Origin of the sequence: Archangium gephyra, assembly GCF_049060025.1 — a bacterium.
GTDB classification, from domain to species: Bacteria; Myxococcota; Myxococcia; order Myxococcales; family Myxococcaceae; genus Archangium; species Archangium gephyra_A.
Genome location: NZ_JBMEQQ010000002.1, coordinates 1858170 through 1875234, shown reverse-complemented (window position 1 = coordinate 1875234; position 17065 = coordinate 1858170). Strand labels below are relative to the sequence as shown.

Annotated in this window: 14 protein-coding genes and 2 pseudogenes; 8 read left to right on the top strand and 8 right to left on the bottom strand. The window is 68.9% G+C overall.

Annotated elements, in window-relative coordinates:
* Positions 1–10: 10 nt before the first annotated feature.
* Complete coding sequence (locus tag ACN28I_RS08125; RefSeq protein ID WP_420941523.1) at positions 11–1309, bottom strand: hypothetical protein; 1299 nt, start codon at positions 1307–1309, stop codon at positions 11–13.
* Positions 1310–1523: 214 nt separating this feature from the next.
* On the opposite strand from ACN28I_RS08125, the gene ACN28I_RS08120 reads away from it, so the two are divergent.
* The gene (locus ACN28I_RS08120) at positions 1524–3050 is read left to right on the top strand and encodes a hypothetical protein (RefSeq protein ID WP_420941522.1); all 1527 of its coding nucleotides are present in this window, start codon (positions 1524–1526) and stop codon (positions 3048–3050) included.
* Between the two features lie 120 nt (positions 3051–3170).
* Here ACN28I_RS08120 and ACN28I_RS08115 read toward each other — a convergent pair whose 3' ends face one another.
* The 5 genes and pseudogenes from ACN28I_RS08115 to ACN28I_RS08095 form a co-directional block, all read right to left on the bottom strand.
* Positions 3171–3893 carry a YebC/PmpR family DNA-binding transcriptional regulator gene (locus ACN28I_RS08115; RefSeq protein WP_420941521.1) on the bottom strand — a complete coding sequence of 241 codons (723 nt, stop codon included), beginning with the start codon at positions 3891–3893 and terminating at the stop codon, positions 3171–3173.
* Positions 3894–3990: 97 nt separating this feature from the next.
* Positions 3991–5079, bottom strand: a complete 1089-nt coding sequence (locus ACN28I_RS08110; RefSeq protein ID WP_420941520.1) for a metallophosphoesterase — start codon at positions 5077–5079, stop codon at positions 3991–3993.
* A gap of 144 nt (positions 5080–5223) precedes the next feature.
* Positions 5224–7064: pseudogene (gene typA, locus ACN28I_RS08105) on the bottom strand (translational GTPase TypA).
* 249 nt (positions 7065–7313) lie between these two features.
* Positions 7314–8261 (bottom strand): alpha/beta fold hydrolase, encoded by a 948-nt coding sequence (locus tag ACN28I_RS08100; protein WP_420941519.1) that lies wholly within the window; start codon positions 8259–8261, stop codon positions 7314–7316.
* A gap of 4 nt (positions 8262–8265) precedes the next feature.
* Positions 8266–9849 (bottom strand): sigma 54-interacting transcriptional regulator, encoded by a 1584-nt coding sequence (locus ACN28I_RS08095; RefSeq protein ID WP_420948595.1) that lies wholly within the window; start codon positions 9847–9849, stop codon positions 8266–8268.
* A 111-nt stretch (positions 9850–9960) separates the two neighbouring features.
* On the opposite strand from ACN28I_RS08095, the gene ACN28I_RS08090 reads away from it, so the two are divergent.
* The 7 genes and pseudogenes from ACN28I_RS08090 to ACN28I_RS08060 all read left to right on the top strand — a co-directional run bounded on the left by ACN28I_RS08090 (position 9961) and on the right by ACN28I_RS08060 (position 15969).
* Positions 9961–10950 carry a cation diffusion facilitator family transporter gene (locus ACN28I_RS08090; RefSeq protein WP_420941518.1) on the top strand — a complete coding sequence of 330 codons (990 nt, stop codon included), beginning with the start codon at positions 9961–9963 and terminating at the stop codon, positions 10948–10950.
* Between the two features lie 267 nt (positions 10951–11217).
* Positions 11218–11676 (top strand): annotated as a pseudogene (locus tag ACN28I_RS08085) (carbohydrate porin); the annotation flags it as partial.
* A gap of 28 nt (positions 11677–11704) precedes the next feature.
* Complete coding sequence (locus ACN28I_RS08080; protein WP_420948594.1) at positions 11705–12460, top strand: carbohydrate porin; 756 nt, start codon at positions 11705–11707, stop codon at positions 12458–12460.
* Between the two features lie 63 nt (positions 12461–12523).
* Positions 12524–13573 (top strand): hypothetical protein, encoded by a 1050-nt coding sequence (locus tag ACN28I_RS08075; protein WP_420941517.1) that lies wholly within the window; start codon positions 12524–12526, stop codon positions 13571–13573.
* On the top strand, positions 13573–14130 hold the full coding sequence (gene rsmD / locus ACN28I_RS08070) for a 16S rRNA (guanine(966)-N(2))-methyltransferase RsmD (protein WP_420941516.1): 558 nt from the start codon (positions 13573–13575) through the stop codon (positions 14128–14130). The genes ACN28I_RS08075 and rsmD overlap by 1 nt, the downstream gene beginning before the upstream one ends.
* A gap of 33 nt (positions 14131–14163) precedes the next feature.
* Positions 14164–14646 carry a pantetheine-phosphate adenylyltransferase gene (gene coaD, locus ACN28I_RS08065; RefSeq protein ID WP_420941515.1) on the top strand — a complete coding sequence of 161 codons (483 nt, stop codon included), beginning with the start codon at positions 14164–14166 and terminating at the stop codon, positions 14644–14646.
* A 132-nt stretch (positions 14647–14778) separates the two neighbouring features.
* Entirely contained in the window at positions 14779–15969 is a 1191-nt protein-coding gene (locus ACN28I_RS08060) for a pyridoxal phosphate-dependent aminotransferase (protein WP_420941514.1), read from the top strand.
* A 16-nt stretch (positions 15970–15985) separates the two neighbouring features.
* On the opposite strand, the gene ACN28I_RS08055 is transcribed toward ACN28I_RS08060, so the two are convergent.
* Complete coding sequence (locus tag ACN28I_RS08055; RefSeq protein ID WP_420941513.1) at positions 15986–16537, bottom strand: hypothetical protein; 552 nt, start codon at positions 16535–16537, stop codon at positions 15986–15988.
* 3 nt (positions 16538–16540) lie between these two features.
* On the bottom strand, positions 16541–17035 hold the full coding sequence (locus tag ACN28I_RS08050; RefSeq protein WP_420941512.1) for a hypothetical protein: 495 nt from the start codon (positions 17033–17035) through the stop codon (positions 16541–16543).
* Positions 17036–17065 lie beyond the last annotated feature (30 nt).

Sequence of the window (17065 nt, the reverse complement as noted above, 5' to 3'; positions counted from 1 at the left end):
GGACGCTCGACTAGTCCGGCCGCAACCCCGTGGTCGCCCCTTGCAGGTGCAGCAGCGAGAAGGACGCCGTGGGCGCGAAGGCCGTCACGAGCAGCACCTTGTCGTTCACCTTGTAGAGCGAGACCTCGAAGAGGAACGGCTTGCCGTCCCGCGTGGCGCTGCCGGTGAGGCTGGCGACGCTCGCATCCAGGAGCGGGGTGCCGTTGTCGGAGGTCTCGGCGAGCTGGAAGTCGGGATACTTCACCCGCAGGTTGCGCAGCTCCAGGTCCCTCGCTTCGCGCAGGTTCGCTGTCTCCGCCTCGTTCCAGCCGCGCACGGACACCATCATGCTGCCGGTGTGCTCCGGCTGGGACAGCCACACGTCGACGGTGGTGTCCTGGGTGCGCGCCGCGTCGCCCTTGCGGCGGTACCAGCCATTCGAGGGCACGCGCAGCTTGTAGGGGTGCCGCTCGCCGACGATGGATTCGTCCTCACCGAGCTGACGGCCCTCGAGGTCCGGCCGCAGGGCGATCCGGGCCCGGTCGGCGAGGGGCTGGACGGCGGAGAGCCGTTGGAACCCGATGATCTCCACGCCCACGCTGAGCAGGACGGCGGTGAGGCCGACGCCCGCGAGGAAGGACGAGGGCTTGCCCCACACGAGCACCAGCGTGCCGCACGAGAAGGCGAACACGACGAGCGTGAAGAGGAACTGGGCCTGGTAGAGGCTCATGCCTCCGAACAGGAACATGCCCACCACGAGCCGCACGAAGGCGAGGGTGCGAAACTGGGTCTTCCCGCGCAGGAAGCTGATGCCGAGCAACGCATCGAGGCCCACGCCCACGAGTGTCCCCGCGAGCTGGGCGGCCCGCAGCGAGGCATTCGTCGACACCGAGGGCAGGAACAGGAACTCGAAGAGGTGGAGGACCGCGTTCACCAGCAGGACGACGCCGGCGACGGGGAGCGCGGAGTTCACCGCGGAGGCGGATTCGGCCTGGGGCCGCGGCTCGGAGGTGGGGGCGCTGTCCCGGGCGGGAGCGGGCCCCAGTGACGGGATGTATTCGATGGTGGGGACGTGCTCCGCCTGACGGGCGGGCGGGGTGGCCACGGGGGCGGCGCGGGCGACGGGAATGCCCGCCACGGGCGTGACGGCGCGGTCCGAGATGCTCGGCATGGCCACGGAAGCCCGGGGCGCGGCGGCGACGCTCGGGATGGCCGTGGTGGACGGGCGGGAGCCCGACGAGCCCCGGCCGCAGCGGGGACAGAGGCTCTGGGCCCTGGGGCGGTGCTTGAGCCCACAGTGAGGGCAGTTGATCCAGCTATTGTCGTCCACGGGATCCCCTTCCGGCCCTCGTCTTCTAACAGAGTGGGACAGCCGGGAGATAGATGGTCCCCCGGTCCGCTGTGCGTGCATGTCCGCCACTTGAGACGAGCGTCCCGGCCGGGGACGGGCCGCGTGGCGCCGCCCGTGTGATTTCCGAGGGAAGCGGGGCTGGAGCCACCCTTGCAGTGGGGTCGCGTGCACCCATCGCTCTCGGAGGCGAAGCATGAGTTCGGTATCGCGGCGCGAGTCCCACCCCCCGGCATCCACGGATCTGCTGGTCCCGGCCACGGAGTCCCACGGCCCACCGTCCCAGGCGCCAGCGAGCGCGGCGGGGCGGGCAGGCAGGAGCACGGGGACGCAGGAGGCCCCGGCCGGTGGGGCCCAGAACAACCAGGTGGAGACGTACCGGGGGCCGGTGGAGAGGTCTCGCTCCCAGGGGCCAGGTGGGCCGCGGGCGGGGACGGAGGGAGGGGGAGGGCTGACGGCGGGCCAGCTCGCGCTGGGTGGAGCGAAGGCGGCGGATGCGGCCCGGGCCGATGCGACGTACGCGGACATCCGGGCCACCCTGCACACGGATTGGAAGGACTGGGCCGTCACGGACGCGGACGTGCGCCGGGTGCACGAGCAACTGGAGAAGCTGCCTCCGGCCGGCTACCGCCAGATGATGGAGCGGCTGGAGCAGGGAGGGCTGCTCGGGAAGTACGTGAAGCAGATGAGCCCCGAGGCGCGTCAGGAGTTCCTGGCCCAGGCCGGGCGCAAGGGCTACGTGACCCAGGAGCCCGGGAAGAAGGCCGAGCCCGCACCGTGCCAGCCGCCCGACAGTCCGGCGTATTACCGCAATGAGCTGAATCTGCCCGAGAGCGTCCGGGAGCTCGTCCACCATGAGAACCGGGTGGCGAGGAAGACCTATGCGGATGCGTACGATGCATACATCGACCGCTACGAAAAGCGGGTCGCCCAGGCGGGTGATCTGCTCGAGATTCGTGAGCTGGGCAGACCTGTCGATCCCAAGGGAAGTCAGTCCGAGCCCGGGGTCATCTCCGGGCATCCGGACTACCAACGCTTCACGAAGGAGTGGAGGGCCACGCCCAGTGCGCTCCCCAGCAGCCAGGCGGCTGTAGCGGTGGACCAGCGCATCAAGGATCTCACCGACGCTCAGCGGGCCGGCACGCTCAAATTCAAACGGGAGACGCAGCTCAAGATGAAGAGCGGCGAATCGGAGGTGAGCGTGTCCCGGGAGGACAGCATCACCCAGTACGGGAAGACGGACGGCTCCTTCAAGGCCGGAGCGGAAGCGGCTGTCGGGCACCGGAAGATGGCCGCGGAGGTCGATTCCTCGGGCGCGGTCAAGACGGTGCAGGGGGTCAACTTCGGGGTGGCCGGCGCGAGCATCGACTCGGAGGGCACTGTCCGCATGGAACTGTCCATCCCCGGTACGGATTACGGCGCCTACTCCGAGTTCAACCACGAGAAGGGGACGTTCGGAGGTGGCGTGAGCGTCGAGAAGGATGTGTCGAAGGACACCAAGGTCAAGACGGATTACGGCATCTCGATGCAGGGCTCGCGGCTCGAGCGCGCGCGGGACGTCGCCTCGATGACGCCCGGTACGCTCTTCGGAGCGCTGCCCGAGCAGCAGCAGGGCCTCGCCTGGAAGGACATCCCCGCCGAGCGCCGCGCGCGCATGGAGCGTGATGGATGGACCGCCGCCACCTGGGCCTCGGAGCTCCAGAAGAAGGCCGCCAGCCGCTGAGCGGTCCTCACTTCTGCTCCAGATCTCCCAGTTGGATCTGGAGCGCGTTGGTGTAGGCCAGCAGGAGCAACGACACCGTTGGAAAGAGCAGTCCGGGCGTGGTGAGCGTCAGTTCCATCGTCACGCGAGGTTGTGGAAGACCCGCTGGACGTCCTCGTCCTGCTCGAGCGCGTCCACCAGCTCGAGGACTTCCTTCGCCTTGTCCTCGGGCAGCTCGAGGTGGTTCTGGGCGATGTACTCGGACTCCGAGGACAGGGGATGGAGCCCCCGCGCCTCGATGGCGGCCTGGAGCTGCCCGAAGTCGTTGAAGGCGCAGCGGATGATGATCTGCTTCTCCCCCTTCTCGCCGGTGCCCTCGCCCATCTCCTGCAGGCCGTGGTCGATGAGATCCAACTCGAGGGCCTCCAGATCCAGCCCCTCGGGGGCGAGCCGGAAGACGCCCATGCGCTGGAACATATAGGCCACGCTGCCGCTGTTGCCCATGTTGCCGCCCCAGTCCTTGAAGTGCATGCGGACGTTGGCGACGGTGCGCACCACGTTGTCGGTCGCGGTCTCCACCAGCATGGCGATGCCGTGCGGCGCGTAACCCTCGTAGAGGACGACCTCGTACTCCTTGGCGTCCTGGCCGCTGGCGCGCTTGATGGCGGCCTCGACCTTGTCCTTGGGCATGTTCGCGGCGCGGGCGTTCTGCAGCGCCCGGCGGAGGGCCGGGTTGTTGTCCGCGCTCGGACCTCCGGCCTTCACCGCGATGGCGATGTCCTTGCTGATCCGCGTGAAGATCTTCGCCATCTTGTTCCAGCGGGCGAACATCGTGGTCTTGCGGGTTTCGAAGATGCGTCCCATGGGGCGGAGAATGGCCGAGCCCCCGGGCCTTCTTCAAGGCAATCGGTGCCTCCCTGTCACCCCTCGGGCAGGTGCCCGTCCGGCCTGGGAGCGCGCTTCACGCCCGGCGCAGGGTGATGACCGCCAGCTCCGGCGGGGCCCCCAGGCGCACGGGCGGCCCCGTGGTGCCCGCGCCCCGGTTCACGTACAGCCAGGAGCGGCCCCGCCGGTAGAGTCCCGCCGTCCACACGGTGATGAACCGCGCCAGGGAGAACCGGGGGACTCCCGGCACGCCGAGCTGCCCGCCATGGGTGTGGCCCGAGAGCGTCAGCTCGACCGCCCGGGAGTGGGCCTCCGGGAAGAGGTCCGGGTCGTGCGCGAGCAGCACCGTCGGAGCGCCCTCCGGCCGCGCCTCCAGGGCCCGCTCCAGGTCGGCCCGCGAGGTCCAGGTGTCGTCCACACCCGCGACGTAGAGGCGGGCCCCGTTCCGCTGGATGACCGTCCCCTCGTTGCGCAGCACGGTGAGGCCGTTGCGCCGGAGCTGCCGCACCAGGTGCTCGCCGTCGGTGAAGTAGTCGTGGTTGCCCATGCACGCGAAGGCGCCGTCCTTCGCTCGCAGGCCGCCGAGCGCCCGCGCCACCGCCTCGACGTGCGACGAGCCGTGGGTGATCAGGTCGCCGGTGACCGTCACCAGATCGAGCTCGAGCGCGTTGAGGCGTGCCACCCATGAGGCCACCCGCCCCTCGGGTGCGTGCGGGCCGCAGTGGACGTCGGAGAGCTGGCCAATCCGGTAGCCGTCCAGCTCGGGGGGGAGGCCCTCCACGCGCACCACCCGCCGCCGCAGCCTCGGCCGGCCGAGCACCGCGTCGGCTCCCATCCAGAGCGCGAGGGTTCCGGCCAGGCCCCAGGCCGCTCCGAAGGGGGCTCCCGCCCGGACGGCCAACATGGTGGGCACCATGAGCAGGTCGAACACCAGGCAGGCCGACCACCAGCCGAGCGCCAGGTACGTGGTGGGGGAGGCCGCCGTGGTCTGCCAGGGACTCTGGAGCTGGCGCAGGTAGGGCGGCGACACCACCACCGCCACGAGCACCGGGAGGGGCGTCCGGGTGAGCCAGCACAGCCAGAGCACGGCCGGGAGCTGGATCAGGGTGGTGAGGGCGGCCACGACCAGGGGGAAGCGGTCTCGGAGACGGGCTCGGCTGAACATCGGACCTGGATGAATAACCAGCTCCCGTGGGGCCCGCTGCAAATGCGAAGAGGGCCGCGGGTGGGGGCCTTGTCGACCCTCACCCCGGCCCTCCCGGAAGGAGAGGGTGATCGGAACCCGATCCCCTCTCGCCCTGTTGGCGGATTACGCCTCGCTGCGCTCCTCGCGCTTGCGATCACGCTCGGCGCGGTAGCGCTCGCCCGAGCTCAGCGCCTTCTTGCGCATGCGCACCGACTTGGGCGTCACCTCCACCAGCTCGTCGTCGGCGATCCACTCGAGCGCCCTCTCCAGCCCCATCTCGCGCGGCGGGGTGAGGATGACGTTCTCGTCGCGGCCAGCCGCGCGGATGTTCGTCAGCTTCTTCTCGCGGCAGGCGTTCACGTTCAGCTCCGACGGGTGCACGTGCTCGCCGATGATCATCCCCTCGTAGATCGTCACGCCGGCACCCACGAAGAGGTGGCCACGCTCCTGGATGCTGAAGAGCGCGTAGGGCACCGTCTCGCCCAGGCGGTCCGACACGATGGCGCCGTTGGCCCGCTTCGGGATGTAGCCGAACCACGGCTCGTACCCGTCGAACTGGCTGCTCATGATGCCCTCACCGCGCGTGATGGTGAGGAACTCCGAGCGGAAGCCGATGAGGCCACGCGCCGGAATGCGGAACACCAGGCGCGTCCGCCCGCCGCCGAGCGGCGACATGTCCGACATGCGGCCCTTGCGAGGCCCCAGGCGCTCCGTCACCACGCCCACGCTGGTCTCGGGCACGTCGCAGAACATCAGCTCCATCGGCTCGTGCAGCACGCCGTCGATCGTCTTCGTCACCGGCTCCGGGTTGGAAGCCGTCAGCTCGTAGCCCTCGCGGCGCATCGTCTCGATGATGACCGCGAGCTGGAGCTCGCCACGGCCCACCACGCGGAAGGCGTCCGGCGTCTCCGTGTCCTCCACGCGGATGGACACGTTACGGTAGGCCTCGCGGTACAGGCGCTCGCGCAGGTTGCGGCTGGTGACGTACTTGCCTTCCTTGCCCGCCAGCGGCCCGTCGTTGACCTTGAAGATCATCATCATCGTGGGCTCGTCCACGGTGATGCGCGGCAGCGCCACCGGCTTCTCCACGTCGGCGATGGTGTCGCCGATGGAGATGGCCTCGATGCCCGCGATGGAGACGATCTCTCCGGGGCCCGCGTCCGGAATCTCCGTGCGCTTGAGGCCCTGGAAGCCGTAGAGCTTCACGATCTTCCCCTGCTCGACCTTGCCCCCGTCCCGCATCACGGCCACGGGCATGTTGGCCGTCAGCCGGCCGGCCTGGACGCGGCCCACCGCGAGGCGGCCCACGTAGTCGTCGTAGTCCAGGTTGGCCACCAGGAGCTGCAGCGGCTCCTGCGTCGGAGCCGGCGGCGGCGGGATGTGCGAGAGGATGGCCTCGAACAGCGGCTCCAGGCTCGTGCCCGGCTGCTCCAGCGAGGGCGAGCTTGCCCCTGGCGGGCGACCGTGTAGAGCACGGGGAACTCGAGCTGGGTGTCGTCCGCGCCCAGGTCGATGTAGAGCGAGTAGACCAGATCCAGGATCTCCTTGGGGCGGGCGTCCTGGCGGTCGATCTTGTTGATGACGAGCACCGTCTTCAGGCCCATGGCCAGCGCCTTGGTGAGCACGAAGCGCGTCTGGGGCAGGGGGCCTTCGGCCGCGTCCACCAGGAGGATCACACCATCCACCAGGCGCAGGCCGCGCTCCACCTCACCGCCGAAGTCCGCGTGGCCCGGGGTGTCGATGATGTTGATCTGCTTGCCCTTGTACGTAACGGCCGTGTTCTTCGCGAGAATGGTGATGCCCTTCTCTCGCTCGAGGTCGTTCGAGTCCATGACCCGCTCGGTCACGGCCTCGTTGCTGCGAAAGATGCCCGCCTGGCGGAGCATGTGGTCGACGAGGGTGGTCTTGCCATGGTCGACGTGGGCGACAATGGCGACGTTACGGATGTTCTCTCGGGCAATCATGTCGAGGTGAGCCGGAGCTGAGTCCCCCGGCTGAGAAAATCGTGGATGGGCAAGGCGCCCAGGCCCTGAGTGGGGACCCTGTGTGAACTTCACAGGAACGCTGAGGGTGGGCGCTTATATGCCGGGGGTGTCCACTGTGCAACGTGGCTGCAAGAAAGATGAGCGGACGGCCAGCCAGTACCCTGGGAGGCCTGCCCGCGGTTCATCCTGCCGTCTCAGAAGGCTGGGACCCCCTGTATCGCCCGCCCGTCAGGGAGGCGAGGCGGCCACATCCAATGCGTCCAGCTCGTTCTTCCGGTAGGCCGGGAGGGGAGCCGGGGGCGAACCGGTCAGGTGCTCGCGCAGGAAGCGCTCCACCCGCAGCTCCACCAGTTCGCGGTGCTCCAGGGGGGCGGCATGGGTGCCCTGGGGCACCATCATGAACTCGGCGTCGGGGATGTGCGCGGCCATCCGCCGCGAGAGCCACGCCGGGGTGAATTTGTCGTGCTCGCCCGCGATGATGAGGGTGGGCACGTCCACGTGGGGCAGATGATCCCACGCGCTGTGGTGGGCGGCGGACTCCAGGGTCCTCACGAAGACCACCGGATCCATGTTGGCCAGGTGGGTGAAGTAGGGGACGAGATCGTTCTTGGCCAGCAGCGATCGGTTGAGCTCAACGGAAAGGGCCACCTGCATGGCCAGCTCGGTGCTCAAAAGAGTGCGGGTGAGGCGGGCGGCGGGCTCGGGGAAGCGCTCCACGGTGAAGCGGATGAAGGGGAAGAGCCGCTTGAGCCAGTCGCCGTCGTGGAAGGTGTCCAGCGGGGTGCCGTAGCTGCCGCAGATGAGGACGAGCCCCTTCACGCGGTGGGCGTAGCGGCGGTGGAACTCGAGCGCGACCTGCACCCCCATGGAGTGGGCGAAGAGGACGGCCTGATCGATGCCCGCGGCGTCCATGACGCGGTTGAGGTCGTCGCAGGTGTAGAGCATGCCGATGCGCTCGCGCTCCCGGGGCAGCCCCGAGCGGCCGTGGCCCCGGTAGTGCCAGCGCAGCACCCGGTGGCGCTGCTCCAGGTAGGGCGTGAGGTACTTCCAGACGAAGCCGTCGCAGCCGAGGCCGTCGCACAGCACCATTCCCGGCTCGCCCTCGCCCTGCACCTGGTAGTACAGCGACGCCCCATCAGGGACGGTGAGGTAGTCCTGCCGGAAATAGTGGCTCATGCTCTCACGCGTCGGCCTCGGCGTCGGGAGGGAGACCCTTGTCCAGGCCGTACTTGGCGATCTTCAAAATAAGGTTGGAGCGGCTGATGCCAAGCTCCCTTGCCAGCCGGCTCTTGTTGTTCCCAGTGCGCAACAGTCCCTGGTGGATCATGTCGCGTTCCAACGTCTCCACGGCCTCGTGCAGCTTGCCGGCGGCCCGGGCGGTGAGCATGGAGAGGCTGCCGGGCGTCACCGCATCCCGGATGCGGCTGGAGATGAGCTCGGCGGGCAGCAGATCCAGGTCTCCGCCGAGCACCAGCAGCCGCTCCATCTCGTTCTCCAGCTCGCGCACGTTGCCCGGCCAGGCGTAGGAGCCCAGCAGGGTCATGGCCTCGGGGGACAGGCCCCGGGTGCGCTGGCCCTCGCGGTGGTGCTTGCGCAGGAAGTGGTCCACCAGCAGCGGCAGGTCATCCCGGCGCTCGCGCAGCGGGGGCAGGTGCACGCGGATGACGTTGATGCGGTAGAAGAGGTCCTCGCGGAACTCGCCGCGCTTGACCATCTCGCCCAGGTCCTTGTGGGTGGCGGCGATGACGCGCACGTCCACCTCGCGCGGCTCGGTGCCTCCCACGGGCAGGAAGGTGCCCTCCTGGAGCACGCGCAGCAGCTTCACCTGCAGGGCGGGGGACATGTCTCCCACCTCGTCCAGGAAGAAGGTGCCGGTATCGGCCACCTCGAAGAGGCCCTTCTTGTCGCGCATGGCGCCGGTGAAGGAGCCGCGCATGTGGCCGAAGAGGGCGCTCTCCAGCAGGTTGTCGTTGAAGGCCGAGCAGTTCTGCACCACGAAGGGGCCGTGCCGCCGCGGGCCGTTGGAGTGGATGGCGCGCGCCACCAGCTCCTTGCCCGTGCCCGACTCCCCGTTGATGAGGATGGTGGCCTCCGAGTTGGACACCTTCTGCAGCAGCTTGAAGATCTCCTGCATGGGCCCGGAGCGGCCGATGATGTCCTCGAAGCGGTAGTGCTCGCCGTTGCCCTGCACGAGCCCCGGGGGACCCCGCTCCTCCTTGCGGGCCTTCTCCGCCTCGAAGGCGGCGATCTCGCTCACGCCGTACTCGAGCAGATCCGCCAGCTTCTCCAGCCCCTCGTCGCCGAGCACCGGCAGCCGCTCCACCGCGCGCTCCACCTCCGAGGCTCCTTGCCCCAGCTCGCGCAGGCGCGTCTTGAGCACCTCCAGCTCCCGGGCCGAGGGCGGCTCGCGCAGGGAGCCCTCCACGAAGAGGAAGCCCTCGTACTCGTCCTGCACGTAGATGGGCGCACCCACCAGGCTGAACTGGAGGTGGCACGGCTGCACGGTGCCGCGGCGCAGGCGGCGGTTGGCCCGGAACTGCTCGTGGAGCTGGCGCACCGACTGGGTGCAGCGCCGCAGGCCCTCTCGCGAGCTGAGCGACAGGCGGCAGCACCCGTTGGGCGTCGGGGGAATATCTCCGCCCTTCTGCCAATCCATTACCAGCCCGTTGCGGTCCGCATAGTGGAGCTCCGCTCTCCACCACTTGCGGATGATTTCCCGCAGCATGATGATGGAATGCAGGTTCTGGAGCCTCTCGAAGTCCATCTGCCGTGCCTTGGGGATGTTCAACAGGGGAAAAACCTTGAACCTGCGATGTTTTCAGACTCTAACCTTTTGCCGCTTCTCCGTGGATCAGCGTTCGCACATCATCCGCTCGTGACTACCTCTCCCCACACCCATGGTGGGTCAGCCCATGACCATGATCACGCCCACGACGAGGCGTGTGAGGGGCACGGCCACGGGAAACCGGCGAAGCGGCTGCATCCTTCCATGAAGGAGGAGCGGCGGAAGGACCGGACGCGGCTCATCTTCGCGCTGGTGCTGACGGGGACGATCGCCGCGGTGGAGGCGGTGGGAGGCTATCTCACCAACTCGCTGGCGTTGATGTCCGACGCGGGCCACATGCTCACGGACGTGAGCGCGCTGGGGCTGAGCCTGCTGGCGCTGTGGTTCTCGGGCAAGCCGGCGGACTTGAAGAAGACGTACGGCTACTACCGCATGGAGATCCTCAGCGCGCTGCTCAACGGCGTGCTGCTGCTGGGAATCACCGGCATCATCCTGATGGAGGCGTGGGCGCGGATGCGCGCCCCGGCCGAGGTGAAGCTGGGGCCCATGGCGGTGGTGGCGACGGTGGGCCTGTTGGCGAACCTGGGAGCGCTCGGCTTCCTGCACCGCTCGCACTCGATGAACGTGCGCGGGGCCTTCCTGCACGTGCTGGGCGACGCGCTCTCCAGCGTGGGCGTGCTGATTGGCGCCGGGGTGATGTACCTGACGGGCTGGTACATGGTGGACCCGCTCATCTCGGTGCTCATCTCGGTGGTGATCGTCGTGGGCGCGCTCCGGCTGGTGCGCGACGCGGTGGACGTGCTGCTGGAGGCGGTGCCCTCGCACGTGGAACTGTCGGTGGTGAAGGAACTGCTGCTGAAGGTGGAGGGCGTGCGCGACGTGCATGACCTGCACGTGTGGACCATCGCCAGCGGGATGCACGCGCTGTCGGCGCACCTGGTGGTGCAGGATCCGATGGTCTGCAACAACGATGAGATCCTCACCGCGGCCAAGCACGCGCTCTTCGAGCGGTTCGGCATCGATCACACCACCATCCAGATCGAGAGCGAGACCTACGCCCACCAGGGCGAGGTGCACTGAGCCGCTCCCGCCGTCCATCGCCGTGAGGCCGCCAACACAGGCGGGCCCCGGCGTCGCTTCCCTGCTCCTCGGACGTTGAAGGCCGCACAGAGGCCCCCATGCGGGGGTGATGTGGTCCCCGTCCGGGTCCAGGATGCCTGGAAACGACGGGTTACGCAGGAGGCCTCATTGCCGGTGCTCCGAAGCGTGGGATGGCTCGCGGTTCTCCTGGTGCTGGCGGCGCTGCCGGCCCGGGCGGACCTGCTGGCGGATCGGCTGCGGCTGTCCATGTACGGCCGCATGGGGCTGGCCTGGACACCCCAGGGCGACTTCATCCAGGGGCGGAGGCTCAACGTGACGGGGGGCCCCCTCGGCGGCCGGTTGGAGGAGGGGGACTACCTGGAGCCCACCGTCGCGCTCCACCTCATCCCTCCGCCGCAGGATCTGGATGAGGCCTTCGTCCGGCTGGTGGTGACCCCGGCCCTGCTCTCCAGCAACGGCCTCGTCCTGAGCGCCTTCAGCTCCGACTTCGCCCGGACGCTGCGCATCGAGCTGTTCCAGGCCTACGTGGAGGCCGGCAACTTCTGGTTGCCGAACCTGAAGGTCTGGGCGGGTGCCCGCTTCTACCGCGGCACCGACGTGCACATCTCCGACTTCTACTACTTCAACAATCTCACCGGGCAGGGCGTGGGGTTGCAGTACCGCAAGCTGGACGTGGCCGTGCTGCTGCGCACCTCGGAAACCAACGCGCTCTACAACGTGGACCTGGACGGGGATGGCGAGGGCGAGACCCGCCGCCAGCGCACCGTCTTCGTGGGCCAGTACGTGCACGAGTTCAGCGAGCGGTTCGAGACGCACCTGCTGTCGGAGCTGCACCTGCTCCCGGCCTCGTCGGCCCGGCTTCCCGACGGCTCGCGCGCGCGGCTGTCGGACTTCGGCTGGGTGCTGGGCATTAAGGGGCGGCTGGACCTGGGCACCCGCGGCTTCGACGAGCTTCTCGGTGCGCTACGGCCGGGGCATCGCCAATGGCGGGCCCGGTGGCGGGCAGACCTGGAACACCTTTGGCCAGCCCGATGCCAATGGCCGGTATGCCGGCGCCTTGGGCATCGAGGTGGTGGAGCATCTGCTCATCGACCTCGGGCCCCGCTACAGCTTCAACGGCTATGGCATCTTCCACTACGGCCGGGGCGGGAGCGGGAGGCCCGAGGACGAGACCCTCGACATCGCGGTGGGCGCCCGGGGCACCTGGTACCTGGCCAAGGTGTTCCACCTCATCCAGGAGGCGCACTTCCAGGGACTGAAGGTGGGCGAGGAGGGCCCGCTCGCCACGGCGGTGAAGCTGACGCTCATGCCCGCCTTCGTCCCCACGGCGGACAACAGCGTCTTCGCCCGGCCCCACTTCCGGCTCTTCTATACGATCGCCTTCTATGACCGGGACGCCGTGAGGACGCTCGTCTCGCCCTACCTCCAGACCGTGGGCCCCACGCGCATCGGGCACTACCTGGGAGCCCAGGTGGAGTGGTGGTTCTGAGCACCGGGGTAGGGGGCTGAACGAAATTCCCCATATCGAGCTTGCGGCCCCCCTCGGGAGCGGATGATTCTCGTTCCCCGGATGAACGTGCTCGACAAGGTTCTGACGCTGAGGCCAACGAGCGTGGTGGCGCGGCTGGGGGCTCGCTCGCGGCTGCCCGTGCTGAACCCGCGCGAGCTGCTCGCGGCGCTCGAGGGGGTACCGGCGGTGCTGCCGTGCCTGCCCGTGCCCGTGCGGCCGATGCTGCCGGGGATATTGGCCGCGGCGCGGGGCGAGGACGCGGTGCTGGGCCTCATGTGCCCGCATCCGTTGGCGGACCGGGGCGCGGCCGAGCGCTTCATGGCCTCGGTGCAGGAGGTGGCGGAGGCGGACGGCCATGCGCGGCCCGTCTTCCTGCAGGCCGGGCCGGTGCGGGTGCCGAAGGCGGAGCCGGAGACACTGGGACAGCTCCAGGAGGGCATCTACCGCCTGGTGGACGCGGGCTTCTCGCTGGTGTCGCTGGACGTGTCGCGGTTGGAGCCGGACGCGGCGGCGGAGGCGGTGCGGCGGCTGTCCGGGGCGGTGGTGGAGCGCGAGCTGGCGCTGGAGGTGTCGCTGCCCGCGGCGGCCGAGGGCAGTGAGCTGGAGGGCGCCCGCGCGCTGCTGGACGGCCTGCGGGGCCTGTCGGTGAACTTCCTGCGCGTGTCCGCGGCCTTGCTGGGCGAGGAGGAGCAGGAGGTGCAGTTCCTCCAGAGCCTCGTGGAGCTGGCGGGGCAGTACGGGGCGGGGGTGTCGGTGGGCGAGGCGGGGCGGCGCTCGGCGCGGGTGCTGCCCACGTACGTGGCGGCGGGGGTGAAGAAGGTGGAGTGCGCGGCGCCCTTCGAGCGGCTGGCGCTGGCGGCGTACCCGGAGGCGGTGCGCACGAGCCTGGAGCAGAAGGCGGAGAAGGCCGGGCTGGGGGCGGGCGAGCTGCTCGGGGTGGTGGGCGCGCAGCTCGCGGCGCTGGAGGCCCAGGACGCGGCGCGGCTGGAGGCGCTGACGTTCGCCGAGGCCTGTGACGTGCTGGTGGCGCTGGGGGCGTCGCGGACGGGGTGGAAATCGATGCTCTTCCTGGCGGAGAAGCGGAACGACTGATGCGGATTGTCGCGGGCAGTGCGAAGGGACGGGCGCTGGCGGGCCCCAAGACGACGTCGAAGCACATCCGCCCCACGGCGGACCGGGTGCGCGAGACGATCTTCAACGTGCTCGGCCAGTGGTTGGAGGAGCAGAAGGTGTTGGACCTCTACGCGGGCACGGGCGCGCTGGGCCTGGAGTCCGTCTCGCGAGGGGCTCCCAAGGCCGTGCTGGTGGACTCGGACCGGGAGGCGCTGGCGCTCTGCCGGGCCAATACGGACACGCTGGGCTTTGGCGCCCGGGTGGAGATTCTCGCGCAGCCGGTGGAGCGGGCGCTCGAGGTGCTCGGCCGCCGGGGAGACACGTTCCAGCTCATCTTCGCGGACCCGCCGTACGCGGCGCGGGTGGTGGAGACGGTGCTGGAGGGGATCGCCCGGAGCAAGGTGCTGGCCCCCGGGGGCACGGTGGTCGTCGAGCACGACAAGCGGGAGGCAGCCCCCGAGTCCCATGAGGGCTTCGAGCGGGTGGATCAGCGCCGTTTCGGGGACACCCTGGTCAGCATCTTCCGCATTCCTTGACCGGTAGTCTGGGTGCGTCGAGACTGGGCGGGCATGCGCACCGCCATCTATCCGGGTTCATTCGATCCACTCACCAACGGTCACCTCAGCATCATCCAGCGCGCGCTCCAGATGTTCGATCGGGTGATCGTCGCGGTGGCGGTGAACCCGAAGAAGGTGCCGCTCTTCACCGAGGAGGAGCGCAAGCAGCTCATCCTCGAGGCCTGCCAGGAGCCGCGGGTGGAGGTGGATGCCTTCCACGGCCTGCTGGTGGAGTACGCGAAGCGGCGCGGGGTGAACGTGCTGCTGCGCGGCCTGCGGGCCGTCTCGGACTTCGAGTACGAGTTCCAGCTCGCGAACATGAACCGCAAGCTGGCCCCCGGCATCGAGACGGTCTTCATGATGACGGGCGAGGACTACTTCTACGTGTCGTCGCAGCTCGTCCGGGAGGTGGCCTCGTTCGGCGGGAACGTCGAGGGGCTGGTGCCGCCCAACGTGCTGAAGGTGCTGCGCGCGAAGTACGCGAAGCAGGGCTGAGGGGCGCCAGAAGCCCGGCTCGATGACGCAGTGGGCCGAGAGCCGTCATCTGGGTGGGGTAGCGCCCGGTTCTGTTCACTGGTGACGCCGGGCTTCTTGTCTGCCCGGGGGGCGCGCTGCTAGGCACCAGCCATGAATCTCGCGAACCGGCTCAAGGCCATCAAACCGTCTCCCACGCTCGCGCTCAACGCGAAGGCGAAGGCGCTGGCGGCGCAGGGTGTGGACGTGGTGAGTCTCGCGGCGGGCGAGCCCGATTTCGACACGCCGGAGCACATCAAGCAGGCGGCCGTGGAGGCCCTGCGTCAGGGCTTCACGAAGTACACGCCCACCGCGGGCATCCCGGAGCTGCGCGAGGCCATCTGCGGGAAGCTGACGCGGGACAACGGCCTCACCTTCGGGGCGGACCAGGTGGTGGTGTCGGTGGGGGCCAAGCACGCCATCTACAACACCTTCCAGGCGCTGCTGAACGAGGGTGACGAGGTCATCATCCTGGCGCCGTACTGGGTGAGCTACCCGGAGATGGTGCAGCTCGCGGGCGGCAAGCCCGTCATCGTGGAGACGCGCGAGGAGGACGGCTTCGCGCCGGATCCGGACGCCATCCGCCGGGCGCTCTCGCCGCGCACGAAGGCGATCGTCCTCAACAGCCCGAGCAATCCCTCGGGGGCGGTGTTCTCGCGGGCCGCGCTGGAGGGGATCGCCCAGGCGGTGCGCGGGCACGAGTGCCTGGTGATCAGCGACGACATCTACGAGAAGCTGCTCTACCAGGGCGAGTTCCTGAACCTCGGCAACGTGGCGCCGGACCTGTTCTCGAGGCTGGTGGTCATCAACGGGATGAGCAAGGCCTTCTCGATGACGGGCTGGCGCATGGGGTACGCGGCGGGCCCCAAGTGGCTCATCGCGGGCATGCAGATGATTCAGGATCAATCCACGTCGAACGCGGCGTCCTTCGTGCAGAAGGCGGCGCTGGCGGCGCTCAAGGGTCCGCAGGACATCTTCGTGCCCATGGTGGAGGAGTACCGGGGGCGGCGGGACATGGTGGTGGACGCGCTCAACTCGATGGAGGGCGTGCGCTGCCGGCGTCCCGAGGGTGCCTTCTACGTGCTGCCCAACGTGAGCGGCCTGATGGGACGCACGTACAAGGGCGCGCCGCTGACGGGCTCGATGCAGATCTCGGAGATCCTCCTCAACGACTTCCGGGTGGCCGCGATGCCGGGCGCTCCCTTCGGCGTGGAGGGCTACATCCGAATGAGCTTCGCGACGTCGCGGGAGCAGCTGCGCAAGGGCCTGGATCGCTTCCGCGAGTTCGTCGCCTCCACGCGCTGAGCCGCCCTGGCGAAGGTCAGTCTTTCCCAGATGGCAGGAGGCCCTGCTGAGCGGCGTAACGTCTCGCGTCCGTGACGTAGTAGCGGATGCGCTCGGACTCGGGGAAGACCTTCAGGGCCCATTCCCCGAGCTGGAGCGCCTGTGACAGCGACTCGCGAGTTCGCGTGTCGGTCCAGTACCGGATCATCCCCGCCCACGCGTATTCGAGTGTCTCCAGCGATTTGGCCGCTCCCTCCTGGTAGAGAGCGAACGCGTCCTCGGGGGCGTTGCGGAGATCGTCCAGGAAGTAACCCAGCTCCACCAGCGAGGGAGCACTTCGCTCCGAGCTCTGTACCGCCTGCTCCAGCAGCCGCTGGGCTTCCGAGAACGACTCCCGGGCATCCACGCCGGGCTGATCGATGAGCTGGAGCAGCCGGGCGAGACGCAGGAGGTTGGGAGTGAACGCGGGACAGGCCGCGAGGAGTTCGCGGTGGAGCCGAAGCTGCTCGGGATTGTCCTTGTCGGCCTCTCCCGCCTGCCGGGCCGCCTGGAACATGGCCGTCAACTCATCGAGGCTGGGATGCGCCACGGCCTACCTCACCTTGTCCATCAAGCGATCCGGGTTCTCGAGCAGCTTCTTGGCCATTCTCAATTGGGCTTCCGTCGCGAGGCTGAAGTCGCCCCTGTCCAGCATCCGCTTGATCTGGAACAGGGTGTAGTCCTTGAGCTGCGAGGGGAAGTCCGGAGCGCGCTGGAGTCTTGCGGAGAGTTCGCCCAGCTTCATGTTCAACTGAGCGATACGCTCCAACAACCGGGCCGCGTGGGGTTGGGAGAGGAGCCCCGACGCTATACCCTCGGCAATCAGGACCTCGGCCTCGGCGAACTGTCCGTTGGCGATGAGCGCCGAGATGCGGGAAGACACAGTGCTCCCCTTGGCGCGTACGCCTTCGTCTTCGACCTCGGTGTCGGGCCCGTAACGCTCCTGGCTCACGGGAGCAGAGGTCTCTCGGAAGGAGCCCGAGCGCTCATGACCACAGCCCATGCCGATCAGGATGGAGCCGACGAGCAGTAGTACGCCGATCCGCATGAGTGCCCCCTCTTGAGTACACCCTGAGTA

Bases quoted from the DNA above. Each gene is read 5' to 3' on its own strand.
- ACN28I_RS08120 (WP_420941522.1), top strand. From the start codon at position 1,524: ATGAGTTCGGTATCGCGGCGCGAGTCCCACCCCCCGGCATCCACGGAT.
- ACN28I_RS08115 (WP_420941521.1), bottom strand. From the start codon at position 3,893: ATGGGACGCATCTTCGAAACCCGCAAGACCACGATGTTCGCCCGCTGG.
- ACN28I_RS08110 (WP_420941520.1), bottom strand. From the start codon at position 5,079: ATGTTCAGCCGAGCCCGTCTCCGAGACCGCTTCCCCCTGGTCGTGGCC.
- ACN28I_RS08100 (WP_420941519.1), bottom strand. From the start codon at position 8,261: ATGAGCCACTATTTCCGGCAGGACTACCTCACCGTCCCTGATGGGGCG.
- ACN28I_RS08095 (WP_420948595.1), bottom strand. From the start codon at position 9,849: ATGGACTTCGAGAGGCTCCAGAACCTGCATTCCATCATCATGCTGCGG.
- ACN28I_RS08080 (WP_420948594.1), top strand. From the start codon at position 11,705: ATGGCGAGGGCGAGACCCGCCGCCAGCGCACCGTCTTCGTGGGCCAGT.
- ACN28I_RS08075 (WP_420941517.1), top strand. From the start codon at position 12,524: ATGATTCTCGTTCCCCGGATGAACGTGCTCGACAAGGTTCTGACGCTG.
- rsmD (WP_420941516.1), top strand. From the start codon at position 13,573: ATGCGGATTGTCGCGGGCAGTGCGAAGGGACGGGCGCTGGCGGGCCCC.
- coaD (WP_420941515.1), top strand. From the start codon at position 14,164: ATGCGCACCGCCATCTATCCGGGTTCATTCGATCCACTCACCAACGGT.
- ACN28I_RS08060 (WP_420941514.1), top strand. From the start codon at position 14,779: ATGAATCTCGCGAACCGGCTCAAGGCCATCAAACCGTCTCCCACGCTC.
- ACN28I_RS08050 (WP_420941512.1), bottom strand. From the start codon at position 17,035: ATGCGGATCGGCGTACTACTGCTCGTCGGCTCCATCCTGATCGGCATG.